Origin of the sequence: Proteus genomosp. 6, from assembly GCF_040139785.1 — a bacterium.
Taxonomy (GTDB): Bacteria; Pseudomonadota; Gammaproteobacteria; order Enterobacterales; family Enterobacteriaceae; genus Proteus.
Genome location: NZ_JBEEVJ010000003.1, coordinates 47,771 through 67,550, shown reverse-complemented (window position 1 = coordinate 67,550; position 19,780 = coordinate 47,771). Strand labels below are relative to the sequence as shown.

The 19,780-nt window shown below is 35.3% G+C and carries 16 protein-coding genes; 7 read left to right on the top strand and 9 right to left on the bottom strand.

Annotated features, from left to right (window positions below):
- Positions 1-81: 81 nt before the first annotated feature.
- From ABN212_RS04745 to hcp, 3 genes are all read right to left on the bottom strand, one after another.
- Positions 82-417, bottom strand: coding sequence for a DUF6694 family lipoprotein (locus ABN212_RS04745; RefSeq protein ID WP_198620915.1), 336 nt, complete (start codon positions 415-417; stop codon positions 82-84).
- A gap of 271 nt (positions 418-688) precedes the next feature.
- A complete protein-coding gene (hcr, locus tag ABN212_RS04740) occupies positions 689-1,693 on the bottom strand; it encodes an NADH oxidoreductase (RefSeq protein WP_198620914.1) in 1,005 nt (334 codons plus the stop codon).
- Between the two features lie 58 nt (positions 1,694-1,751).
- Entirely contained in the window at positions 1,752-3,404 is a 1,653-nt protein-coding gene (hcp, locus tag ABN212_RS04735) for a hydroxylamine reductase (RefSeq protein WP_196533359.1), read from the bottom strand.
- Positions 3,405-3,896: 492 nt separating this feature from the next.
- Between hcp and ABN212_RS04730 the strand changes: the two genes are divergently transcribed.
- Positions 3,897-5,378, top strand: a complete 1,482-nt coding sequence (locus ABN212_RS04730; RefSeq protein WP_198620913.1) for an aldehyde dehydrogenase family protein — start codon at positions 3,897-3,899, stop codon at positions 5,376-5,378.
- A gap of 187 nt (positions 5,379-5,565) precedes the next feature.
- On the opposite strand, the gene ABN212_RS04725 is transcribed toward ABN212_RS04730, so the two are convergent.
- A complete protein-coding gene (locus ABN212_RS04725) occupies positions 5,566-6,966 on the bottom strand; it encodes an alanine/glycine:cation symporter family protein (RefSeq protein WP_349442955.1) in 1,401 nt (466 codons plus the stop codon).
- 195 nt (positions 6,967-7,161) lie between these two features.
- Between ABN212_RS04725 and clcA the strand changes: the two genes are divergently transcribed.
- Positions 7,162-8,583: a H(+)/Cl(-) exchange transporter ClcA gene (gene clcA, locus ABN212_RS04720; protein ID WP_198620912.1), complete on the top strand. Its 1,422-nt coding sequence runs from the start codon at positions 7,162-7,164 to the stop codon at positions 8,581-8,583.
- A gap of 99 nt (positions 8,584-8,682) precedes the next feature.
- Here the strand turns inward: clcA and tehB are convergent, their stop codons facing one another.
- The 5 genes from tehB to ABN212_RS04695 form a co-directional block, all read right to left on the bottom strand.
- Positions 8,683-9,537 carry an SAM-dependent methyltransferase TehB gene (gene tehB / locus ABN212_RS04715; RefSeq protein ID WP_160230596.1) on the bottom strand — a complete coding sequence of 285 codons (855 nt, stop codon included), beginning with the start codon at positions 9,535-9,537 and terminating at the stop codon, positions 8,683-8,685.
- Positions 9,538-9,615: 78 nt separating this feature from the next.
- Complete coding sequence (locus ABN212_RS04710; protein ID WP_232799457.1) at positions 9,616-10,731, bottom strand: NAD-binding protein; 1,116 nt, start codon at positions 10,729-10,731, stop codon at positions 9,616-9,618.
- 79 nt (positions 10,732-10,810) lie between these two features.
- A complete protein-coding gene (locus ABN212_RS04705) occupies positions 10,811-11,896 on the bottom strand; it encodes a linear amide C-N hydrolase (protein WP_198632528.1) in 1,086 nt (361 codons plus the stop codon).
- A gap of 248 nt (positions 11,897-12,144) precedes the next feature.
- On the bottom strand, positions 12,145-12,723 hold the full coding sequence (locus tag ABN212_RS04700) for a YceI family protein (RefSeq protein WP_109371210.1): 579 nt from the start codon (positions 12,721-12,723) through the stop codon (positions 12,145-12,147).
- 33 nt (positions 12,724-12,756) lie between these two features.
- Positions 12,757-13,311, bottom strand: coding sequence for a cytochrome b (locus ABN212_RS04695; RefSeq protein WP_349442954.1), 555 nt, complete (start codon positions 13,309-13,311; stop codon positions 12,757-12,759).
- A gap of 1,016 nt (positions 13,312-14,327) precedes the next feature.
- On the opposite strand from ABN212_RS04695, the gene ABN212_RS04690 reads away from it, so the two are divergent.
- From ABN212_RS04690 to ABN212_RS04670, 5 genes are all read left to right on the top strand, one after another.
- The gene (locus ABN212_RS04690) at positions 14,328-15,155 is read left to right on the top strand and encodes a MurR/RpiR family transcriptional regulator (protein ID WP_069367652.1); all 828 of its coding nucleotides are present in this window, start codon (positions 14,328-14,330) and stop codon (positions 15,153-15,155) included.
- A gap of 228 nt (positions 15,156-15,383) precedes the next feature.
- Positions 15,384-16,133 (top strand): YadA-like family protein, encoded by a 750-nt coding sequence (locus tag ABN212_RS04685; RefSeq protein ID WP_198620908.1) that lies wholly within the window; start codon positions 15,384-15,386, stop codon positions 16,131-16,133.
- Positions 16,134-16,362: 229 nt separating this feature from the next.
- Complete coding sequence (locus ABN212_RS04680) at positions 16,363-16,854, top strand: N-acetyltransferase (protein ID WP_198620907.1); 492 nt, start codon at positions 16,363-16,365, stop codon at positions 16,852-16,854.
- Between the two features lie 326 nt (positions 16,855-17,180).
- Positions 17,181-18,740: a sulfatase-like hydrolase/transferase gene (locus tag ABN212_RS04675; protein ID WP_198620906.1), complete on the top strand. Its 1,560-nt coding sequence runs from the start codon at positions 17,181-17,183 to the stop codon at positions 18,738-18,740.
- Between the two features lie 145 nt (positions 18,741-18,885).
- Complete coding sequence (locus tag ABN212_RS04670; RefSeq protein WP_198620905.1) at positions 18,886-19,770, top strand: OmpG porin family protein; 885 nt, start codon at positions 18,886-18,888, stop codon at positions 19,768-19,770.
- Positions 19,771-19,780: the final 10 nt, after the last annotated feature.

Genomic DNA, 19,780 nt, shown 5'->3' with positions numbered 1-19,780 from the left:
GAAACCAATATATAAAAAGAAATGAAGTTTTCCTACGAAAGCTAAAATCGTATAGTAAAAGATAATCTGTTTATTAATTGATTATTTTAATGCTAATTTTTGTACTCTTATTTCTTCTGCTTGCAAAAATATATCTTTTACCGTTTTACCATCTAATGATTGGCACATTTTACGCGTGATAATATCCGCATTTTTATTACGACCTGCGATAACTAAATCATTAAAATTAATATCATTAAGGATCGCTAATTCTATTGCTTCATCAAAACGTGATTGTTCATCAAGGGGAAGTGAGTTGCGCATTTCAACAATTGAGATACGTAGCGACTCTACATTAGAGCCATCAAGGGTTTGTTGAGGTTTTTCACAGCCAGATAACATGACACTAAATAAACAAACAAGTAACAATTTTTTCATATACCCCCCCTTACCCAGTCAATAGTTTAAATAATAGCAGAATGTTTATAAGGAAACGCCCCACTAACTAAAATATATTTTTAGTTAATCATTATTTCCAATATTTTTATTATTCTGAATAAATAAAAATCTTCTTTAATTTAAAATAAAGGGAAGCATTCTCCAGATTATTCAGTTTTTTAATGGGGAGAATAGACATAAAAAACCCTGTTAATAAATTAACAGGGTAAAAAAAACAGGAAAATAGAAGGAAATACTTAATAAAAAGAGGTTAAGCGAGCTCAACATCTCCTTTTAAACGACAGCTACATGCTAAGACATAACCTTGAGCTATCTCTTCAGCCGTTAATGTACTGGTACTGCTGACATCATAATCACCACTCACAATACGAGTTTTACAACTACCACAAACCCCTGCTCGACAAGCCGCAAAGACAGGAACTTTATTTTCTTCCATAGCGGATAATAAAGTCATGCCAACAGGAACTTTAATTTGTGATAATGGATGACGAATAGTCATGGTTAATTGTTCGTTTTCATCAACACAAACAGGCTCATCACCAAAACGTTCCATAAAGATATTCTCAGCAGGTACACCAAGATTTCTTGCAAAACGTCCTGTGTCTTCCATATAACTATTTGGGCCACAGCACATAACTGTACGACTCGCAATATCAGGTACTAGTGCAGCCAATTTTTCTTGAGAAATGCGTCCACTAAATAACCCTTTATTATCAGGTAATTTAGGCATCATGATAAAATTAAGATTGTATGGATATGCATTTGCTAATTCGATCCACTCTTTCTCAAAAATAAACTGGCTTTGCTCACGAATATTAAAAATAACCGTGATGTCTGCTTTAGGTTGATTATTTAACAACCAACGTGTCATCGACATAACAGGTGTCACTCCACAACCTGCTGCCAACATTAAATAGCGCGCACCTTCTTTACCAGCACAAGTAAATTCACCCTGAGCATCAGATAACCAAAGATAATCACCTGGTTTTACTTGTGATGTTAACCAACCTGAACCCACACCATTTTCTAAACGGCGAACGGTTAAAGTGATAAATGGACTTAATCCCGGAGAAGATGAAATGGTATAAGCACGCAGTATTTCATCACTATTATTGATACTCACCAGTGCAAACTGACCTGGTTTATAAGAATAAAAGTCATGATTAATTAAATTCAGCGTCCACACTTCAGGTGTTTCCTGATTAATAGAGTGAACTTGCATACGATTAGGACAAAGAGAAGTAGGCATCGTCATGGATATTGATCCTTCACCGAAGCCCGTAGGCTTCGGTAATGATAATGAATTTAAAACATTAAGCAGAAAGAATATCTTTAAGATCTTGTTCTGGTGTAGTAATAGAGCGCATACCAAATTTCTCATTTAGTACCGCCAGCAGATTGTCGGTTAAGAACGCAGGTGCTGTTGGGCCGGTATAAATGTTTTTCACGCCTAATGAAAGCAGTGTCAATAAGATAACAATCGCTTTTTGCTCGAACCAAGAGAGAATTAAAGACAGTGGTAAATCATTCACACCACAACCTAATTTTTCAGCAAGGTTAACGGCTAGCATAATCGCTGAGTAAGCATCGTTACACTGACCCACATCAAGTAAGCGTGGTAAGCCTTCTAAAGTACCGAAATCCAGTTTATTGAAACGGTATTTACCACACGCCAAAGTCATAATTAAACAGTCTTGTGGAATTTCTCTTGCAAGATCGGTGTAGTAGCTACGTTCACCACGGCTACCATCACACCCCCCCACTAAGAAAACATGACGTAATTTTTTCTGTGAAACTAAATCAATCACAGTATCAGCGGCATTTAATAGTGTTTCACGACCGAAACCAACTGTAATTAAATGCTCAATTTCATTGTATGGGAAACCTTCTAATGATTGTGCTTGTTCAATCATTTCAGAGAAGTCATCACCAGTAATATGTTTTACACCCGGCCAGCCTACAATACTGCGAGTCCAAATACGGTCACCGTAATTACCAACATTAGGATCGATAATACAGTTTGAAGTCATTAATACAGGACCTGGGAATTTTGCAAACTCAATTTGCTGATTCTGCCAACCACTTCCGTAGTTACCCACTAAGTGTTTATATTTTTTAAGTTCTGGATAACCATGAGCAGGTAACATTTCACCATGAGTATAAATGTTAATCCCTTTACCTTCCGTTTGCTCGAGTAGCATTTGCAAATCTTTCAGATCATGACCTGAAATTAAAATCGCTTTACCTGCAACAGGGCGCACGTTAACAGTAACTGGTGTAGGGTTGCCGTAAGCTTGAGTTTCGCCTTTATCAAGAATAGCCATAATGCGGAAGTTCATTTGACCAATGCCCATCGCATTTTCTAACAACTCATTCATATCAGCAGGATCAGTACCTAACCACGCCATATAACGGTGATATTCTGCATAAATTTCATTGTCATACTGACCTAAAACATGCGCGTGCTCCATATAAGCCGCAGCTCCTTTTAAGCCATACAGGCACAGCATACGTAATCCATGAAGATCATCACCGATTTGCGCTTTATCTGCATTTAAAGCAAAAAGCTGAGCTTGTTTTTGTAAACTGTCTAAATCGTTACCCGCTAATTGGATTTCAGCTCTTGGATTAGTGACTTGAATTGCCGCATTTTTCGCTAAAGTACGAGATTTCAAACTTTCACGGAAATAGATAGCTTCTTTCGCATAACCAACAATGCGATCAGAATCAAAGTTGACGTTAGTTAACGTAGAGAAAAAAGCACGAGGAGCAAAGCTATCTACATCATGATCAATAATACCAACGCTACGCGCTGCTAAAGCCCACGCTGAAAGCCCTTCTAATACCGCAACGAGTAAATCTTGAAGATCAGAAGTTTCTGCTGTTTTACCACACATACCTTGCGCATAGGCACAACCATTACCTACAGGCGTTTTCATTGTTTGTTCACATTGCACACAATACATATCGTATTCCTTCTAATAAAAGATAACGCTTTATTTTTATAAGTTGCATTCAAGATGCAACATAAGAATACGCCATTTTTATAAGAGCGAAAGTGCAATATTGAACAATTTAAATGTTGTTTGATCTAACGCAATTTCTAGCAAACCTTTTAATATTCCTTTTTTTATCCTTTGATTTGGCTTAAGCCAAAAATCTTTTTTTAAAAAAAAAAGATTAATTACATGACACCGTAGGCATGTAAATGAGAAGGATTATTTAAGAATTATTGATGGTTGTTTTTTGTTTAATCATATAAAGACTGAGAGATGAAACGATTAAGTTCATCCGTTTTTGTTAACTCAGTAATATTCTTTACTATTTTTTATAGTTAATATCACCTATTGCATCAATAGCTAATCAAATTATTTCAATTGATATATGTTATTAGCACGAGTATTACGAAATGAAACTACACATTTGAAAGATACTCACCCCTACATTGGAGATTAAAAATGATTAAATTAAATAATGTTCCATCAGAATTTCGCCCTCTAGAAAGCTACAAAATGTTAATTGGAGGAGAATGGGTATCTAGCACATCGCAAAAAACAACCAAAACCTATAGCCCTGCTACTGGTGAATTATTAAGCGAATACCAATCTGGTAGTGCTGAAGATGTTGAACGCGCAGTGAGCGCTGCACGTAACGCATTCAAAACATGGAGCAAAACGTCACCTGCAGAGCGTCAAGCCCTCTTATTAAAAATCGCAGATCGTTTAGAGCAAGAGCAAGAACGCTTTGCTTGGATTGAATCGCTTGATAACGGTAAGCCACTCAATGAGTCGAAAAACATAGATTTACCTGCCTCTATTGACCATTTTCGATATTTTGCAGGCGTGATACGCTCTCATACCGATGAAAGTGCCATCCTAGACGAAAATACCATTAGCCTTGTTATTCGCGAACCTATTGGTGTTGTGGGCCAAATTATTCCATGGAACTTCCCATTATTAATGGCAGCATGGAAATTGGCACCAGCGATTGCGGCAGGTGATACCGTGGTTATTAATCCAGCAACACTGACTTCCCTTTCATTATTAGAGCTAGGTCGTATTTTAAATGAGATATTACCAGCTGGTGTGATCAATATTGTTACAGGGCGCGGTTCTGTCGTAGGACAAGCTATTTTAGAGCATCAAGATATTGATAAACTTGCGTTTACAGGTTCTACCAATGTGGGCTATACCGTAGCAGAAGCCGCAGCGAAAAAAATGGTTCCAGCAACATTGGAATTAGGCGGTAAATCAGCCAATATCGTGTTCCCTGATGCAAACATGAAAAAAGCGGTCAAATATTCAGCATTGGCAATCTTGATGAACCAAGGACAAGCTTGTGAATCAGGTTCACGTTTGTTCTTACATAAAGATATTCATGATGAATTTTTGAAAGCATTAAAAACTGAATTTGAGAGTATTCGTGTCGGTGACCCACTTGATCCGAATACGCAAATGGGTACACAAGTTAGCCAAGATCAAATGGATACTATCTTAGGCTATGTTGAACTCGCTAAAAAAGAAGGTGCGACAGTATTAACAGGCGGTGAACGTATCACCGGTGAAGGTTATGATGATGGTTTCTTTGTTCGCCCTACTATCATTATCAATGCCACAAACCAAATGCGTGTTGCTCGTGAAGAAATTTTTGGACCTGTATTATGTGTTATCCCATTTGATAATGAAGATGAAGTTATCGACATGGCAAACGACTCTGAATATGGACTAGGTGGTGGTGTTTGGACTCAAGATATTAACCGTGCCTTACGTGTTGCAAAAGCAGTAAGAACTGGTCGTATGTGGGTTAACACTTATCACGAACTCCCAGCTCACGCACCATTTGGGGGTTACAAGAAATCAGGTTTAGGACGTGAAACACATAAAATGATGTTAGATGCTTATAGCCAAGTGAAAAATATCTTCATCAGTATGAAAGAATAAGATTTTCTCTCTTTTCTAAATTCTTATAAATATAATATCTATACTCATCTCTTCGCCTTCTCCCCAGAAGGCTTTTTATTATCTATAATTTCTCACACCTCAAGTTATTACCATAAAAAAACCGCATCCTTATCGCTATAAAGTATGCGGTTTTATGTTGTGTTGTTAGCCAATAAGTAAGAACGAGTTACTCTGCTTCGGCTTCTTTTTTGCTCACTGAGTGAGTTTCTTTATCTAATTCAATATTATCAGCGTTAACATCTTTTATATGATCTCTTGTTAAGCGATAAACAACAGGGCTTAATAACGCTAATGCAATTAAGTTAGGGATCGCCATCATTGCATTGAGTGTATCGGCCAATAACCACACAAATTCTAATGATTGTGTTGCCCCAACTGGTAACGCAATCAGCCAAGCAATGCGAAATGGCATAATAGCTTTAGGTCCAAACAGGTATTGCACACATTTTTCACCGTAAAAACTCCAGCCTAAAATCGTGGTAAATGCAAAAATAGCTAATGCAATTGCCACAATATAGTTACCACCCGGAATAGCGATAGAGAATGATGTGGCGGTTAATGTTGCACCACTTTGCCCTGTTAACCATTGTCCTGTGATAACAATAGTTAATCCTGTAACAGAGCAGACAATGATGGTATCAATAAAAGTTCCCAGCATCGCAATCAAACCTTGGCGAACAGGATTTTGTGTTTTTGCCGTCGCATGGGCAATAGGCGCACTACCCAATCCCGCTTCATTTGAGAAAACACCACGCGCAACACCAAAACGGATCGCCGCCCAAACAGCTGCACCTGCAAAACCACCTTGAGCAGCAACTGGTGTAAATGCAGATTTAACAATAAGGATAATAGCATCTGGGATCGCAGTCACATTCAGTGCTAAAACAACAATACCTGCACCAAAATAGCCAACGGTCATAATAGGAACTAATTTACCAGCAACATCAGCAATACGCTTAATGCCGCCAATGAGTACAGCACCGACTAAAACAACGAGCACAATAGCGGTAATTGTCGTCGAAATACCAAAATTACTTTCCAGTACATCAGCAACAGAGTTTGCTTGTACTGTATTACCAATACCAAAACCTGCAAAACTCCCAAAGACAGCAAAAACAGTACCTAGCCAAACCCAATTTTTACCTAAGCCATTTTTGATGTAATACATTGGCCCACCGACATAGTTTCCATATTTATCAACTTCACGGAAACGTACAGCAAGCACGGCTTCTGAATATTTGGTTGCCATTCCCACTAATGCGGTCATCCACATCCAGAACAATGCACCTGGACCACCTAAGACAACAGCTGTTGCAACACCAGCAATATTACCCGTTCCTATAGTGGCGGATAGTGCGGTCATCAACGCATTAAATGGTGATATCTGACCTTCGCCTCTTTTATCATTTTTTTCAAATAACAGCTTAAATCCTGTACCTAATTTCCTAATAGGTAAAAAGCCAAGTCGAAACTGCATAAAAAGGCCGATACCGAGAATACCGACAAGCATCGGAACTCCCCATACCACGCCATTTATAGCGCTTAATATATTAGTGATAAAATCCATAAATTACCCTTTTTCGTCCAAATGTTATCTAAATATGTATTTTTTGTTATCAATTACACTAAAGATGAAAAAGTGAAAATATGCTAGAAAAAAAAACGACTAATTTTAAAATTGACTAAGTTATGTGAGAAATATCACTTCATTATTAAATTACGCTATCATTAGGTTCATCGTTACAATACTTCAGTCAAAGTTATGCATAATCATAAATCAGCACAAAATACCCAAAATGAACGTCGTTTTAATCTGTTCAGAAAAGCGCAAGAAACCAACCTTGCACCACTAAAAATCCTACTACTATCCGCTGTGGTTGGCTCGCTAGCTGGATTAGTGGGCGTTTTATTTGAAAAAAGTGTTAGTTGGGTGATTCATTTTCGACAAGAAGAACTGATGAAAACCTTTACTAATCCTTATATTCTGGCAATAAGTACTTTGCTTTTTTCCTCTATTTTAGCAATGCTGGGATATTATTTAGTCAAGAAGTTTTCACCCGAATCGGGTGGCTCTGGAATACCTGAAATTGAAGGTGCGATGATAGATATTCGCCCTGTTCGTTGGTGGCGAGTATTACCTGTAAAATTTATTGCCAGTATTGGAACTTTAGGCTCTGGTATGGTGTTAGGACGAGAAGGTCCAACGGTTCAATTAGGTGCCAATATCGGCCAGCTCGTAAATGATATTTCTCGAGTAAAAGATAAAGAGTCACGCCACACGTTATTAGCAACTGGTGCAGCCGCAGGATTAACCGCTGCTTTTAATGCACCTCTAGCAGGTATTTTATTTATTATTGAGGAGATGCGACCTCAATTTAAATACAGTCTTATTTCAATTAAAGCAGTCTTTATTGGCGTTATTATGTCTTGCATTGTTTTTCGCCTATTTAATGGTGAAGGCGGTGTTATTCATATCGGTAAATTTTCATCCGCACCACTCAATACACTCTGGCTGTATTTAGTTTTGGGTATGTTATTTGGCATTATTGGCGTTATATTCAGTAAGCTACTTTTTTATGTCCAAACCCAATTTCAGCGTTTCTATCAAGATAAAACATCACGCTTTGTTTTAACTGGTGGCATCATCGGTGGGCTTTGTGGCTTATTAGCATTAATTATTCCTGAAATAACTGGCGGTGGATTTAGTATTATTCCTGCGCTGAGTACGGGACAATATTCCCTGATTGCGCTATTACTTTTCTTTGTTTTACGAACGATCACATCTATTGTCAGTTTTGCCTCTGGTGCTCCTGGCGGTATATTTGCACCCACTCTGGCACTAGGTACTCTATTTGGCAGTGCATTCGGATTAACTGCAACCTTACTTTTCCCCGATTATCAAATTCAAATCGGTACATTTGCTATTGCAGGAATGGGCGCATTATTTGCGGCAACGGTAAGAGCACCACTAACAGGGATCGTCCTCGTATTAGAAATGACCGATAATTATCAACTTATTCTGCCTATGATTATTACCTGCTTAGGAGCAACGATGTTGGCGCAACTATTAGGTGGTCGCCCTATTTATACGGTTTTATTAGAACGCATATTACAAAAGTCTGAAGAAAAAGAACAAACAGACCAATCCCTCGACATTAAAAGCGATAAATCACCACAACAATAAAATTCGCTTAAACAAATAAAAAATACCCCAAAGTTGGTGTCCAACTTTTGGGGTGCAGTTCATTATTTGGGGTATTTAAAAAGAGATGATAGTTCTTAACTATTTTTTGCGTGCGATTAAAGTAGCAAAATTTAAGGCGATACGATTGCCATTTGCATCTGTTTTATGTAAATGTCCTGGATCCTCATTATATTTAATAATTTCCCAGTCTTTATAATAATCAGCTAATTCGTTTGGACGTAAAAAGGTTTTAAATGGAATTTCAGCTGGATCACTATTTGGCGTTTCAACAGGGCAAACAATCACATTAATACCGTTAGAGTTGGTACATTCCTGCATATTTTTAATAATACTTTCAATACGTTCCCGTTGGCAGAACATCAATACAACAGTTGAAAGAATAATATCGTATTTCTCAGTAAGTGAAGCTTTATTTATATCATATAAGCCACTTTTTACAGCCAATCCTGTTTTGGTTTTAACTGTTTCAATAGCATCAATATGTGAAGCATTAATATCTAACGCCGTCACATCATAACCTTGAGACGCTAAATAGAAGCTGTTTCGACCACGACCAGCACCTAAATCTAACACCTTGCAAGGCTGAGTAAACGTTGCCATATAACGTACTTCAGAATGCGGTAATGATAAGTCGTTTTCTTTAAATAGCTTATCTTCTGGGGCACATAAAAAAGAGAGTTGGCAACGTACATCATCACTGGCTTTATCTATTTTATGCCACTGTTGAGGTTGAATTAAAGGTGGCTGATCCTCAGTATTACACTCAACTGAAATTTGTGAACCATCATCATTAAAAACAACAAATGTCATGTTGCCTTGCAGTACTCGCATTTGGGCATAAGTGCCTTCCTTTGTATTGTGACGTTCTAATAACGCTAAAGGAATGGATGTACGAGTCCACTCTGGCATTGTTTTATAACTTACAAGTTCCATAATTCAACCTCAATTAAGATGCATTTTAAATACATCTTATGGCAATCATTATCATTCGTAAAGAAGGTTTTATCAAAACTATGATTTTAAATATTTGTTTAAAAGCAAATCAGTCACATCTGAGGAGGAAATAGATTCACCACATAAAACTTTCATCATAATTTCTTTGCCTAATGATGCTAAAGAAAACAGCATATCAGGACGTAATCGGCTGATCTTATCCCTATTTTCATCTTGATTAATAATGGTGATCAATTTGGCATCAACATTAGAACATTCTTGGATAGTCAGCAAAATAAAGGTATTTTCTGCATCACTTTCAGATAAAGTAACAACCCAACTTGCTTTCGCAATATTGGCAGATAGCAATGTTTTAAGATTAGTTGGATCACCTTCAATAATATTGGCTTGCGCGTCATAAGAGGCTTTACTTTTATCGGTACAAATCGCAATGACAGGTTTCCCTTGTTCTCTTAACCCTTTTTCTAATTGAGAAGCTAATGCCGATGAACCAATAATAATAAAATGATTATGCATTTTAGCGATCCTTTTCTTAACAATATCGCGAGTACCGCGCGCAAGAAATCCCATGACATACACAATGGAAGTAGTAAAAACAGTTATTCCCAAGATAACAACAGTGAGAGTAAAAATACGTGCATTCGTGCTAATTGGCACAATATCGCCAAACCCTAGTGTCGTCATGCAGACAATAGAAAAATAGAACGCATCCATCAATGTTGTAATATGTGGCTTAAATTCATCACCAATATAAAGACTTCCCAACATTGAGAATAACAGCAAAGAAAAAATACAGATAAAAGCCACAAAACCAGCACTGGTTAAACTATGATGCGGAAATGCGCGCCAACTGATTAATAACCCAATCGCTAAAATAAAAGAAAAATAAGCCTGAATGCCAATTTGCTGATAAACCGCAACATCAAGAAAAACAATGGTAGCTAATAAAATCAAGGAAACACACCACGCGATCCTCGCCCCTAGATACATAAATATTGAGAGCAAGATTAACGCACAAGCCAACATCACCTTTGGTATATCGAGGAGTTTTAATACCCCTAATGATTTAAGCCATGCAGAAAACCCGTGTATTTCCCAATCCAGATAAATACCACGAGACAGCAAAATGGAGTAAATGATAAAAATACCATTCAAGATAAGTAATAAAGACATCATTTTTCTCGTCACTTTAGATGTCTCTATTACATGTAGTATTACAGATAGTTTCATATTAGGTATTGTGAATATTCCACTAGTTATTTAAAGGGATATTATCTAATCCTTGAAATTTAAAAGGCTCTGCGGGTTTGAAATGACGGGTTGCATTAGCAGAATAGATGATTGATTGCTCCTCACCTAATGGTAATGTCATCACTTTCCCACTCTCTTTTGAAAAATCGATTTCCTTTAAATTAACCCAAAAGGTATTCGGTGATAATGCTGATTCGAAAAAATATAATTGGTTTTTATGATCAGCCACGGTTCTCCAGCGTGTGGATGAAATTTCTGGTGATTCAGCTGTACTTAATCCATAAGGTACAGATACATTTCTAATCACACCAAATACGCTAGCGAGAGATTTTTTACTCGATTGAGCTTTAGGAATGGCATTCACATAAAAAGAAGCTCGGGCAAAACGATCTGAAGCACGATTCGTCCCTGGTAACATCACGGTTCCACCGATTTGTTGCCAATAACTATTCAACGCTAATTGTTCTGAAAAAATAGGAGAATTCGTCATCACTTGATACTCTTTACTGTGATGAATCACTTGTTTACCATTTATATATTCAATAATGGCGCTATCTCCCGTTGCATCTGAAAGCGAAAGATGCAGTGTTGCCATTCTATCTTGTCCAGGAACTTTATCCGTCAATACAATAAAAGGCTCACTCTCTAATGCATTCACGGCTTCTTCAACTGAAGCAAAATTATCTAACACATACTGCGCCCAAGCTGAAATTGACAATGCGGGTTTATCTTTGGAATATGTTGGATAATCAGATTCCGCCAACCACAATAAATTAGCCACCAAGCCTTTTTCATTCATCCCATCTGTGGTTGAGATATCGTAACCTGATGCGATAACGCTACCATATTTAGATACCCACTTAATCGAATTATCGCCTGCCTCTCCTGATCGCTGCATACCTTGCGGAAATATCCATAAATTCGTTCCTATATCATATTTCCAATCCATTGAACGAGCCGTAATAATTTGGTTATTATCACCTAAGTAAACAACTCGAGTGCAGGCATCCACCTCTGCAATACCCTCCATTAAAAATCCAGATACAAGTAGAGTACCTAAAAAAGTATGACGTAATTTTCTCATCATTGGCTCTTTTCCTGTGAAATAAATGATTAGATTAGGAGAATATTTTCTTCGTATTTCTCTTTTTGCTCTTCCTTAAAATAGATAGAATCGCTAATTAATTTCGATTAATTAAGTACAAAACAAGAACAATTTCCTAAGTATAAGACAATTAATCTTATTTACGCATAAAAAAACCGATGCCTTAATGCATCGGTTTATAAATCATCTAGATTGTTTTGAGTACAATAACTCAATGAAAAAGCCAGTAATTACGCTTTTTTCACACCTTCAACAGAGATAATTAATTCTGCTTCTTGTGCTTTTGGTCCTAAGTCTGATTTAAAATTAAACTCTTTCAGATTAACTTTACCTGTTGCTTCAAAACCAGCACGGTAACCTTTCCAAGGATCAGTACCTTCGCCAATTAATTTGGCATTTAATGAAACAGGTTTAGTCACACCATTTAATGTTAAATTACCTGTTACTACATAGTTTTCTCCATCACGAGTAACTTGGGTTGAGACGAATCGAGCTTCAGGATATTTGCTTGCATTAAAGAAATCAGCGCTACGTAAGTGCTTATCACGTTCTGCGTGATTAGTGTCTAAGCTTCCTGTTTTAATCACAACATCAACTTTGTCTTTTGATGGATCTTCTTTATCATAACTAAATGTACCATCGAAATCTTTAAAAGTGCCATATAACCAGCTATAGCCTAAATGTTGGATACGGAACTGTACAAATGCGTGTTGGCCTTGTTTATCAATAGCATAATCTGCTGCTAAAGCAGTACTTGCATTTAATAACAACGCACCTGCTGTTAAACCTAATAAAGCTTTCTTAAACATTGTTATCTCCATAATTTCATTTTATAAGTTTAATTATTTAGTCCGCATTCCTAGCATGCGTTTTAACGTGACATCTTTATCAATAAAGTGATGTTTTAAAGCACCAGCAGCATGTAATAGCGATAACAAAACCACTGACCAGGCTAAATAAAGATGAATATCGCCCGCTAAATCCGCTTGTTCGGCTTCTCCTGTAAAAATGGCAGGCACAGAAAACCAATCAAATACAGATATAGCTTGTCCATCAGCGGTTGAAATTAAATAACCACTAATCAGAATAGAAAATAAGATTAAATATAAAAGCATATGTGCAATATGAGCACTAATGCGTGTCAATTTACTGTAACTTGATAAAGCTTTAGGAGGCGGAGAGATCCAACGCCATATCACACGCACGATCAAAATAATAAATAAAAGAATACCAATGCTCTTATGTATTTCAGGTGCAGAATGATACCAGCTATCATAATACCCTAGCGTCACCATCCACAGCCCTAAAGCAAACATACCATAGACAGTAAGCGCCACCCCCCAGTGTAAAAGGAGTGACAAGTGCCCATAGCGAGACGCATTATTTCGCCATTGCATAATAAAAATCCAATAGTTTCTAATTCATTAAAATAATGTTATCTAGTTTAGTGTATTGAGGATAAATTGTTAGTCCATAATTCAACAAATAATTTGCTTATCATTATCAATAATAATCAATAAGTAATAAGCTCTTATTAGTCACTCTGTTGATTATCTAATCAATGACATTGTTGGATCAGTTTTTTTCAAAATAAGATAGGTATATTGGCAGGTGTTTATATACATAATCAAAAACATAAAAATAGGAATAAAAAATAATAAGTAAAATAATATCAATACAACAATTGTCTAACTATAAAAACAATTGTATCTTTCACTTATCCTAAATTAGAACTTATTAAGCAAAATACAATAATAATTAGAGGAACCGTAAAAAAAACGGATAACCAGCGCATTTCGCGTACAACACCAAAAATAATACCAACAATACAAATAAAAAATATAACTGGCATCATTTCTGAGTAATGATCATGGCAATAGTGCATTAATAAATTAATCCACGAGTGATCGTTTTGCATATAAAAACTTCAACCAATGAAAATAAATTTTAATTAAGATAGTGATAAATTACTATCATTAACAAATAAAACAAGCGTCGTATTATAAATATCAATCATCGCGCACAAAGATATTAAAACACTTAACATTTCAAATAGAGATAACATTGATAATAAAAAATAACAATCTAAGCTAAATTTTCAAAAAAATAAAACAAACAAAGTCAAATAAAATAAAATCTTTCTAATGAAGCCAATATCATTATTAATATCACATTAGTTAATTTGAAATAATAATTTCATTTAAATGCAAATAAAGAAAATTAATTTCGCAAGGTTATAATAAAATTAATAAAGAATAAATAAAATAGAGTTTTAAACATCGAATAATTACCTTTAGGTCATTAATTTACTTGAAATTAACTCTATATTTCATTTTAATTACTATTAGCTAAAAACATTCAAATGCCACGCAAAAAACACTACAATTACAATAGTATTTTTATTGAGGGCACTATGTCTACTGCAACAAATCTGAATGAACTACAGGAACAAGTTCGCTCCCGCTATAATGGATTAAGTAAAAGGCTACAGCAGGTTGCACATTATCTACTTGATAATAAAAACAGTGTGGCATTTGATACAATTGCGATCCTTGCAGATAAAGCAAATGTTCCTCCATCGACATTAATTCGTTTTGCCAACGCATTTCATTTCAATGGCTTCAATGAAATGAAACAATTATTTCAAAATCACTTGATGAATGAAATGGTAAATGAAAATGAAAATTTAACTTATAAACAAAAATATAAAGAGGAGCCTCCTAATCTGAATGAGCCAGCCTATATTTTGCAAGAATTTGCACAAGCAAATAGCCATTCATTGCAACAATTGGCAAATCAGACTCACAGAGAAATGTTAAATAAAACATTACAATTACTCGAACACGCTGACACAATTTATATTTGTGGCTTTCATCACTCATTCAGTGCTGCAAGCTATTTTTTTCATGCTCTCTCGCATATCCCTTGTGAGACTGTTTTTGTCAACAGCCTAGGCGGGATGTACAAAGAGCAATTAAGAAATATTACACATCGTGATGTGCTCTTTGGTATTCATTTCCATCCGTATTCAGATGAAATGCAAAAAATGTGTGAAATGGCAACTTACAAAGAAGCAAAACAGATTATTGTTACTGATAGTCCAATTAGCCCATTAGCGAGTTTAAGCGATGTTTGTTTAACTGTTAAAGAAGCTCAAATAAAAACCTTTCGTTCTCAAACTTCAACAATGTGTCTGCTACAAGCAATCTCTGTCGCTTTTGCTTTTAGAAAAAAACATTAATAACTTTTTTTATCCTAAACTGCATCTTAAGTAAGATGCAGTTTTTTATAAAATAAATTTTTTTAAATACTATTTAATGAACTATAACTATTGATCAAATATTAAATAGCTTAGTATTTTATTTAAAACTATTTTTAAGAGTAAATACAGAATGTTTTATTTGTGATGAGAAAAGTAATCATTTAGCATTAATTCATACCACTAAAGATCATTAAAGGATTAAATTAAATGTTATTTAAAAAATTATTTTTAATTGTTTTCTTATTTCCAAATTTCTCCTATTCAAACACAAACTTAATCAAAGAAAATAAAAAAGATCCAATAATCATTAATATCCCTAGTATTTCATTAGGCGATAAAAGTAATGCATCAGGTAACGGTTCAATTGCAATAGGAACAAATAGCCAAGCTAAAAATACACACTCAGTTGCTATTGGCGCTAATTCATTAGCAACGGAAGAAAATACAGTCTCATTTGGAAACATTGAAAATAAACACACTTCACGATTAGTTAATATCAGTGAAGGAAAAAATAATACTGATGCCGTTAACTTTGCTCAAGCTAAAAAGTTGGTTGATAAAAATAAAATAGCAACAAACAACACCATTAATCAGCTAAAGAGAACGGTCAGTACAGATATCAGTAATCTCAAAACCCATATTAATGATTTTGATAATTATTATAAAAAAAGACAGGCTGAAATCACAGATTCAATTGCAAATTTAGACAAAGAAATTATCGCGTTAGAAAAAAAAGTATTTGCTGGCATAGCTTCATCAGTTGCAATGACTAGCATTCCTTATCTTGCTCATCACACTTTAAGTGGCGGAATTGGTATTAGTAATTATCGGACAGGAACAGCATTTGCTGGAGGTGTGCAATATAAACCAAATAACGATATTGCATTTCGATTAAACTCATCCATTAATAGTGAAAAAGAAATTATTATTGGCGGTGGATTAGCTTATGGCTGGTAAACAATTTTCTCTTCTATAATCAGATTATTAAAAAATAACTTTATAATTAAAGCAGTAATAATTTAAGTAATATTACTGCTTCTTTATAAAAAAGAATTTCAATTGACAATAAATAAATCATCTAAAGAAAAATTGATAAGTTTAACTTTAGTATTTCTAACATATTTTTTGTAATATACATTATTTTTTATATACTAGGATTATAAGCCAGAGCAAAAAGGAATAAAAAATGAATTATATATTTCAAAAAATGACCGCTAAAGATATAAGTGCAGTAGCACTATTATTACAGGCAAATTCTGAATCTCAACAAGGTGGATTATATGGTGAATATCCTCTAAATAAAGTTGAGGCGATGTATCAAAATAGCACTAACGCTATTGTTGCACTTTACCAGGAAAATATCATTGCTGTTGTTTTTAGCTTTCCTGTTACCTCTTTTTCGATCCCTCCAATTGCTCAAGCTATTAACCAATACTTTCCAGAAATAACACAAAACAATTGGTTTTACGGCCCCGTTTGTATTGATAAATCGCACCGAGGAAAGTCACTATTAAAAAATCTCTACCAACAGATCTGTTCTCTACATGGCGGGCACCCTATCGCATTTGTTAATAGCGAAAATATTCGGTCACTAAAAGCACACCAAAAATTGGGCATGGAGGTCGTTAAAAACTTTGAGTTTAAAGGCACATCATGGTGGATCATTAAAGGACAATGAAAACAAACGAAAGAAAAATGCTTACACTTTCTGTTATCCTATTTACCAGCTAAAAATGGAGGCTTTTAGATATTTTTGCTACCATCATCACAAAACAAATAATATCCATATAAATCAATACAATAAATAAAACAATAAAAAATTAATCTATTCTTAACAATATTCCAACTCCTATTTTAGCTGTCAAATTGCTTACAATTTGACATCATTCTGTGATCTCCCTTTCAATTCTTGATCTTTCGTTAACTTACTTTTTGATCTTATACAAAAGTATAAATAAGATAAAAGACACCAATTCGAAAGTAAACGTAAAATAGGAGGAAGCAATGACTGTTTCCCGCAGAACTTTTATCAAAGGACTCGCAGCCAGCGGTGCGGCAATGTCTGTTTCTACCCCTGTTCTTGCTAATTCAGGGAGCTCTACGCCTAACAAACCAACGCGCCCAGAAAACGCACCTAATTTATTAATTGTTTTTCCTGATGAAATGCGTGCTCACGCTCTGCAGTTTATGGGGGAAGATCCTTCAATTACACCTAATCTTAATAAATTTGCGAAGCAAGCCAAAGTAATGACACAAATGGCATCAAACTATCCTTTGTGTTCTCCTTTTCGCGGCATGTTTATGACAGGACAATATCCTGTACGCAATGGCATTACAGGTAATGCTCATGATTACGGTGGAAAAGTGGGTATTGATTTATCGCCTTATGCAAAATGTTGGTCGGATGTTTTAAAATCTCTCGATTACAGCACAGGCTATATTGGTAAATGGCACCTTGACGCACCTTACGAACCGTTTATTAAAAGTTACAACAATCCAATGGAAGGTCGTTATTGGAATGAATGGGCAGCACCAGATAGACGTCATGGTTTTGATTTTTGGTATTCTTATGGCACTTATGATTTACATTTAAAACCAATGTATTGGGCAAACGATACCCCTCGTGATAAGCCAATTTACATTGATCAATGGGGACCTGAACATGAAGCTGATATGGCAATCAAGTTCCTCAAAAATGAAAATAATCAATTTAGAGATAATTCAAAACCATTTGCATTAGTGGTTTCAATGAACCCTCCTCATTCACCTTATGATCAAGTACCGAAGAAATACCTCGATGCTTATCAAGGTAAGACGTCAAAAGAGCTAAATACACGCCCTAATGTACAGTGGGATACTGAATATCAAGAGGGCTATGGACCTCAATATTTCAAAGAATATATGGCAATGGTCAACGGTGTTGATGAGCAATTTGGTCGCATCGTAGATGAATTAGAAAAACAAGGTCTTGCAGATAATACTCTTGTTGTTTTCTTCTCTGATCATGGCAGTTGCTTAGGGGCAAATGGACAAGCAACAAAAAATAATCCTTATGAAGAATCTATGCGTGTTCCTATGATGTTTCGTTTACCGGGTAAAATTAAACCAGGCACTGACGATGCATTAATGTCAGCACCTGATATTTACCCAACTATCTTAGGGCTACTTGGTTTATCGGAATGGATCCCTGATTCCGTAGAAGGTACTAATCTTGCAGATAGGGTAGTCACAGGCAAAGGCGACACAGCAAATTCTCAGCTTTATCTCTTTATTCCTTATGGTGAACCTTCATTCGGTAAACGAGGTGTCAGAACCAAAACTCATACTTTGGTTATAGATAGACAAGATGGACAACCATTAAAATATACTTTATATGACAATGTGAACGATCCATATCAAATGAAAAATGTTGCCAAAGATAATATGCCTTTAATTGAGAAGTTAATTAAAGAAGAATTAACCCCTTGGTTGGAAAAAACAGGAGATTCTTGGCGCGCCACTGAATTTATTACGGCTACAACTAATAAATTAAATAAAACAATATCAACATGTAAAGAGAAATAATAAAAATATCTGCGCCATAATATTATGGCGCTATATATAAACCCAATTCGCTGATATAAAAATCCTTTTAATAAAACAAAGGGAAAGATGTCCTACACCTAAAAATTGACACAAATAAAAGCGAATAAAGAATTGGATATATACCATGAACAAACTTCGTATTGCTCTTTTTTTACCTCTTCTTGGCTTAGGTTTAACTTCTTTTCATTCTCAAGCAGCTAATGTCAACGCCATGTTTTCGTGGGAAACAGCAGATTACGATACACCAAATAACTATGCTGGTTATCGTGTAGATTTTAATATTAATCCAGATAAGTCTAACTGGTATTTCGATGTTGGTTTTCGTCAACGTGAGCATGATAATAAAAACCGTTATCAGCGTTATGATTTACAGGGTAGCTATCGTTTTAAATTAAATAATGGTTGGATCCAACCTGGTTTAAAAGTACGTCAAGATCTCACTAACTATGATAATGGAAGTCGATTAACTATTGATTTCTATGAATCAAAAACCAATTACCAATTTCCAATCAATAAAAATTGGGTTTTAACGGGTAGCGTTTTATTTGGCTTACAAAAGAAAGAAGATAAACGCAGTAATGGTGTCACAAACACGGATTACTTAGGATGGGAAATTGAACCTGGCCTACGCTATTTTGTCACTCCTAATATTAATACAACCGTTGCTTATTTTGATGGTGGTAAGCAAGCTATTCGACACGAAGAATATGACACAAAAGAAACAAACCACAATCAGCAATTACGTATGTATGTTAACTGGACAACGCCAATAGGATTAATTGTTTCTCCATCAATGCGTAAATCTATTTTTGGAAAAATAGAAGATAGAACAAATAAAGGTGTTTATGTCGAAAAAGATATGACCCGTTATACCCTACAAATGGCTTATCAAATATCACCTCAATGGCGAGTCATGACGGAATATTATAATGAACGAGTTGAAAATAAAAATGATGGTAGTAAATCAACTCAGGATTATTTCAAAGTTTCATTCCGAGCAACATTCTAATAATTAAAAT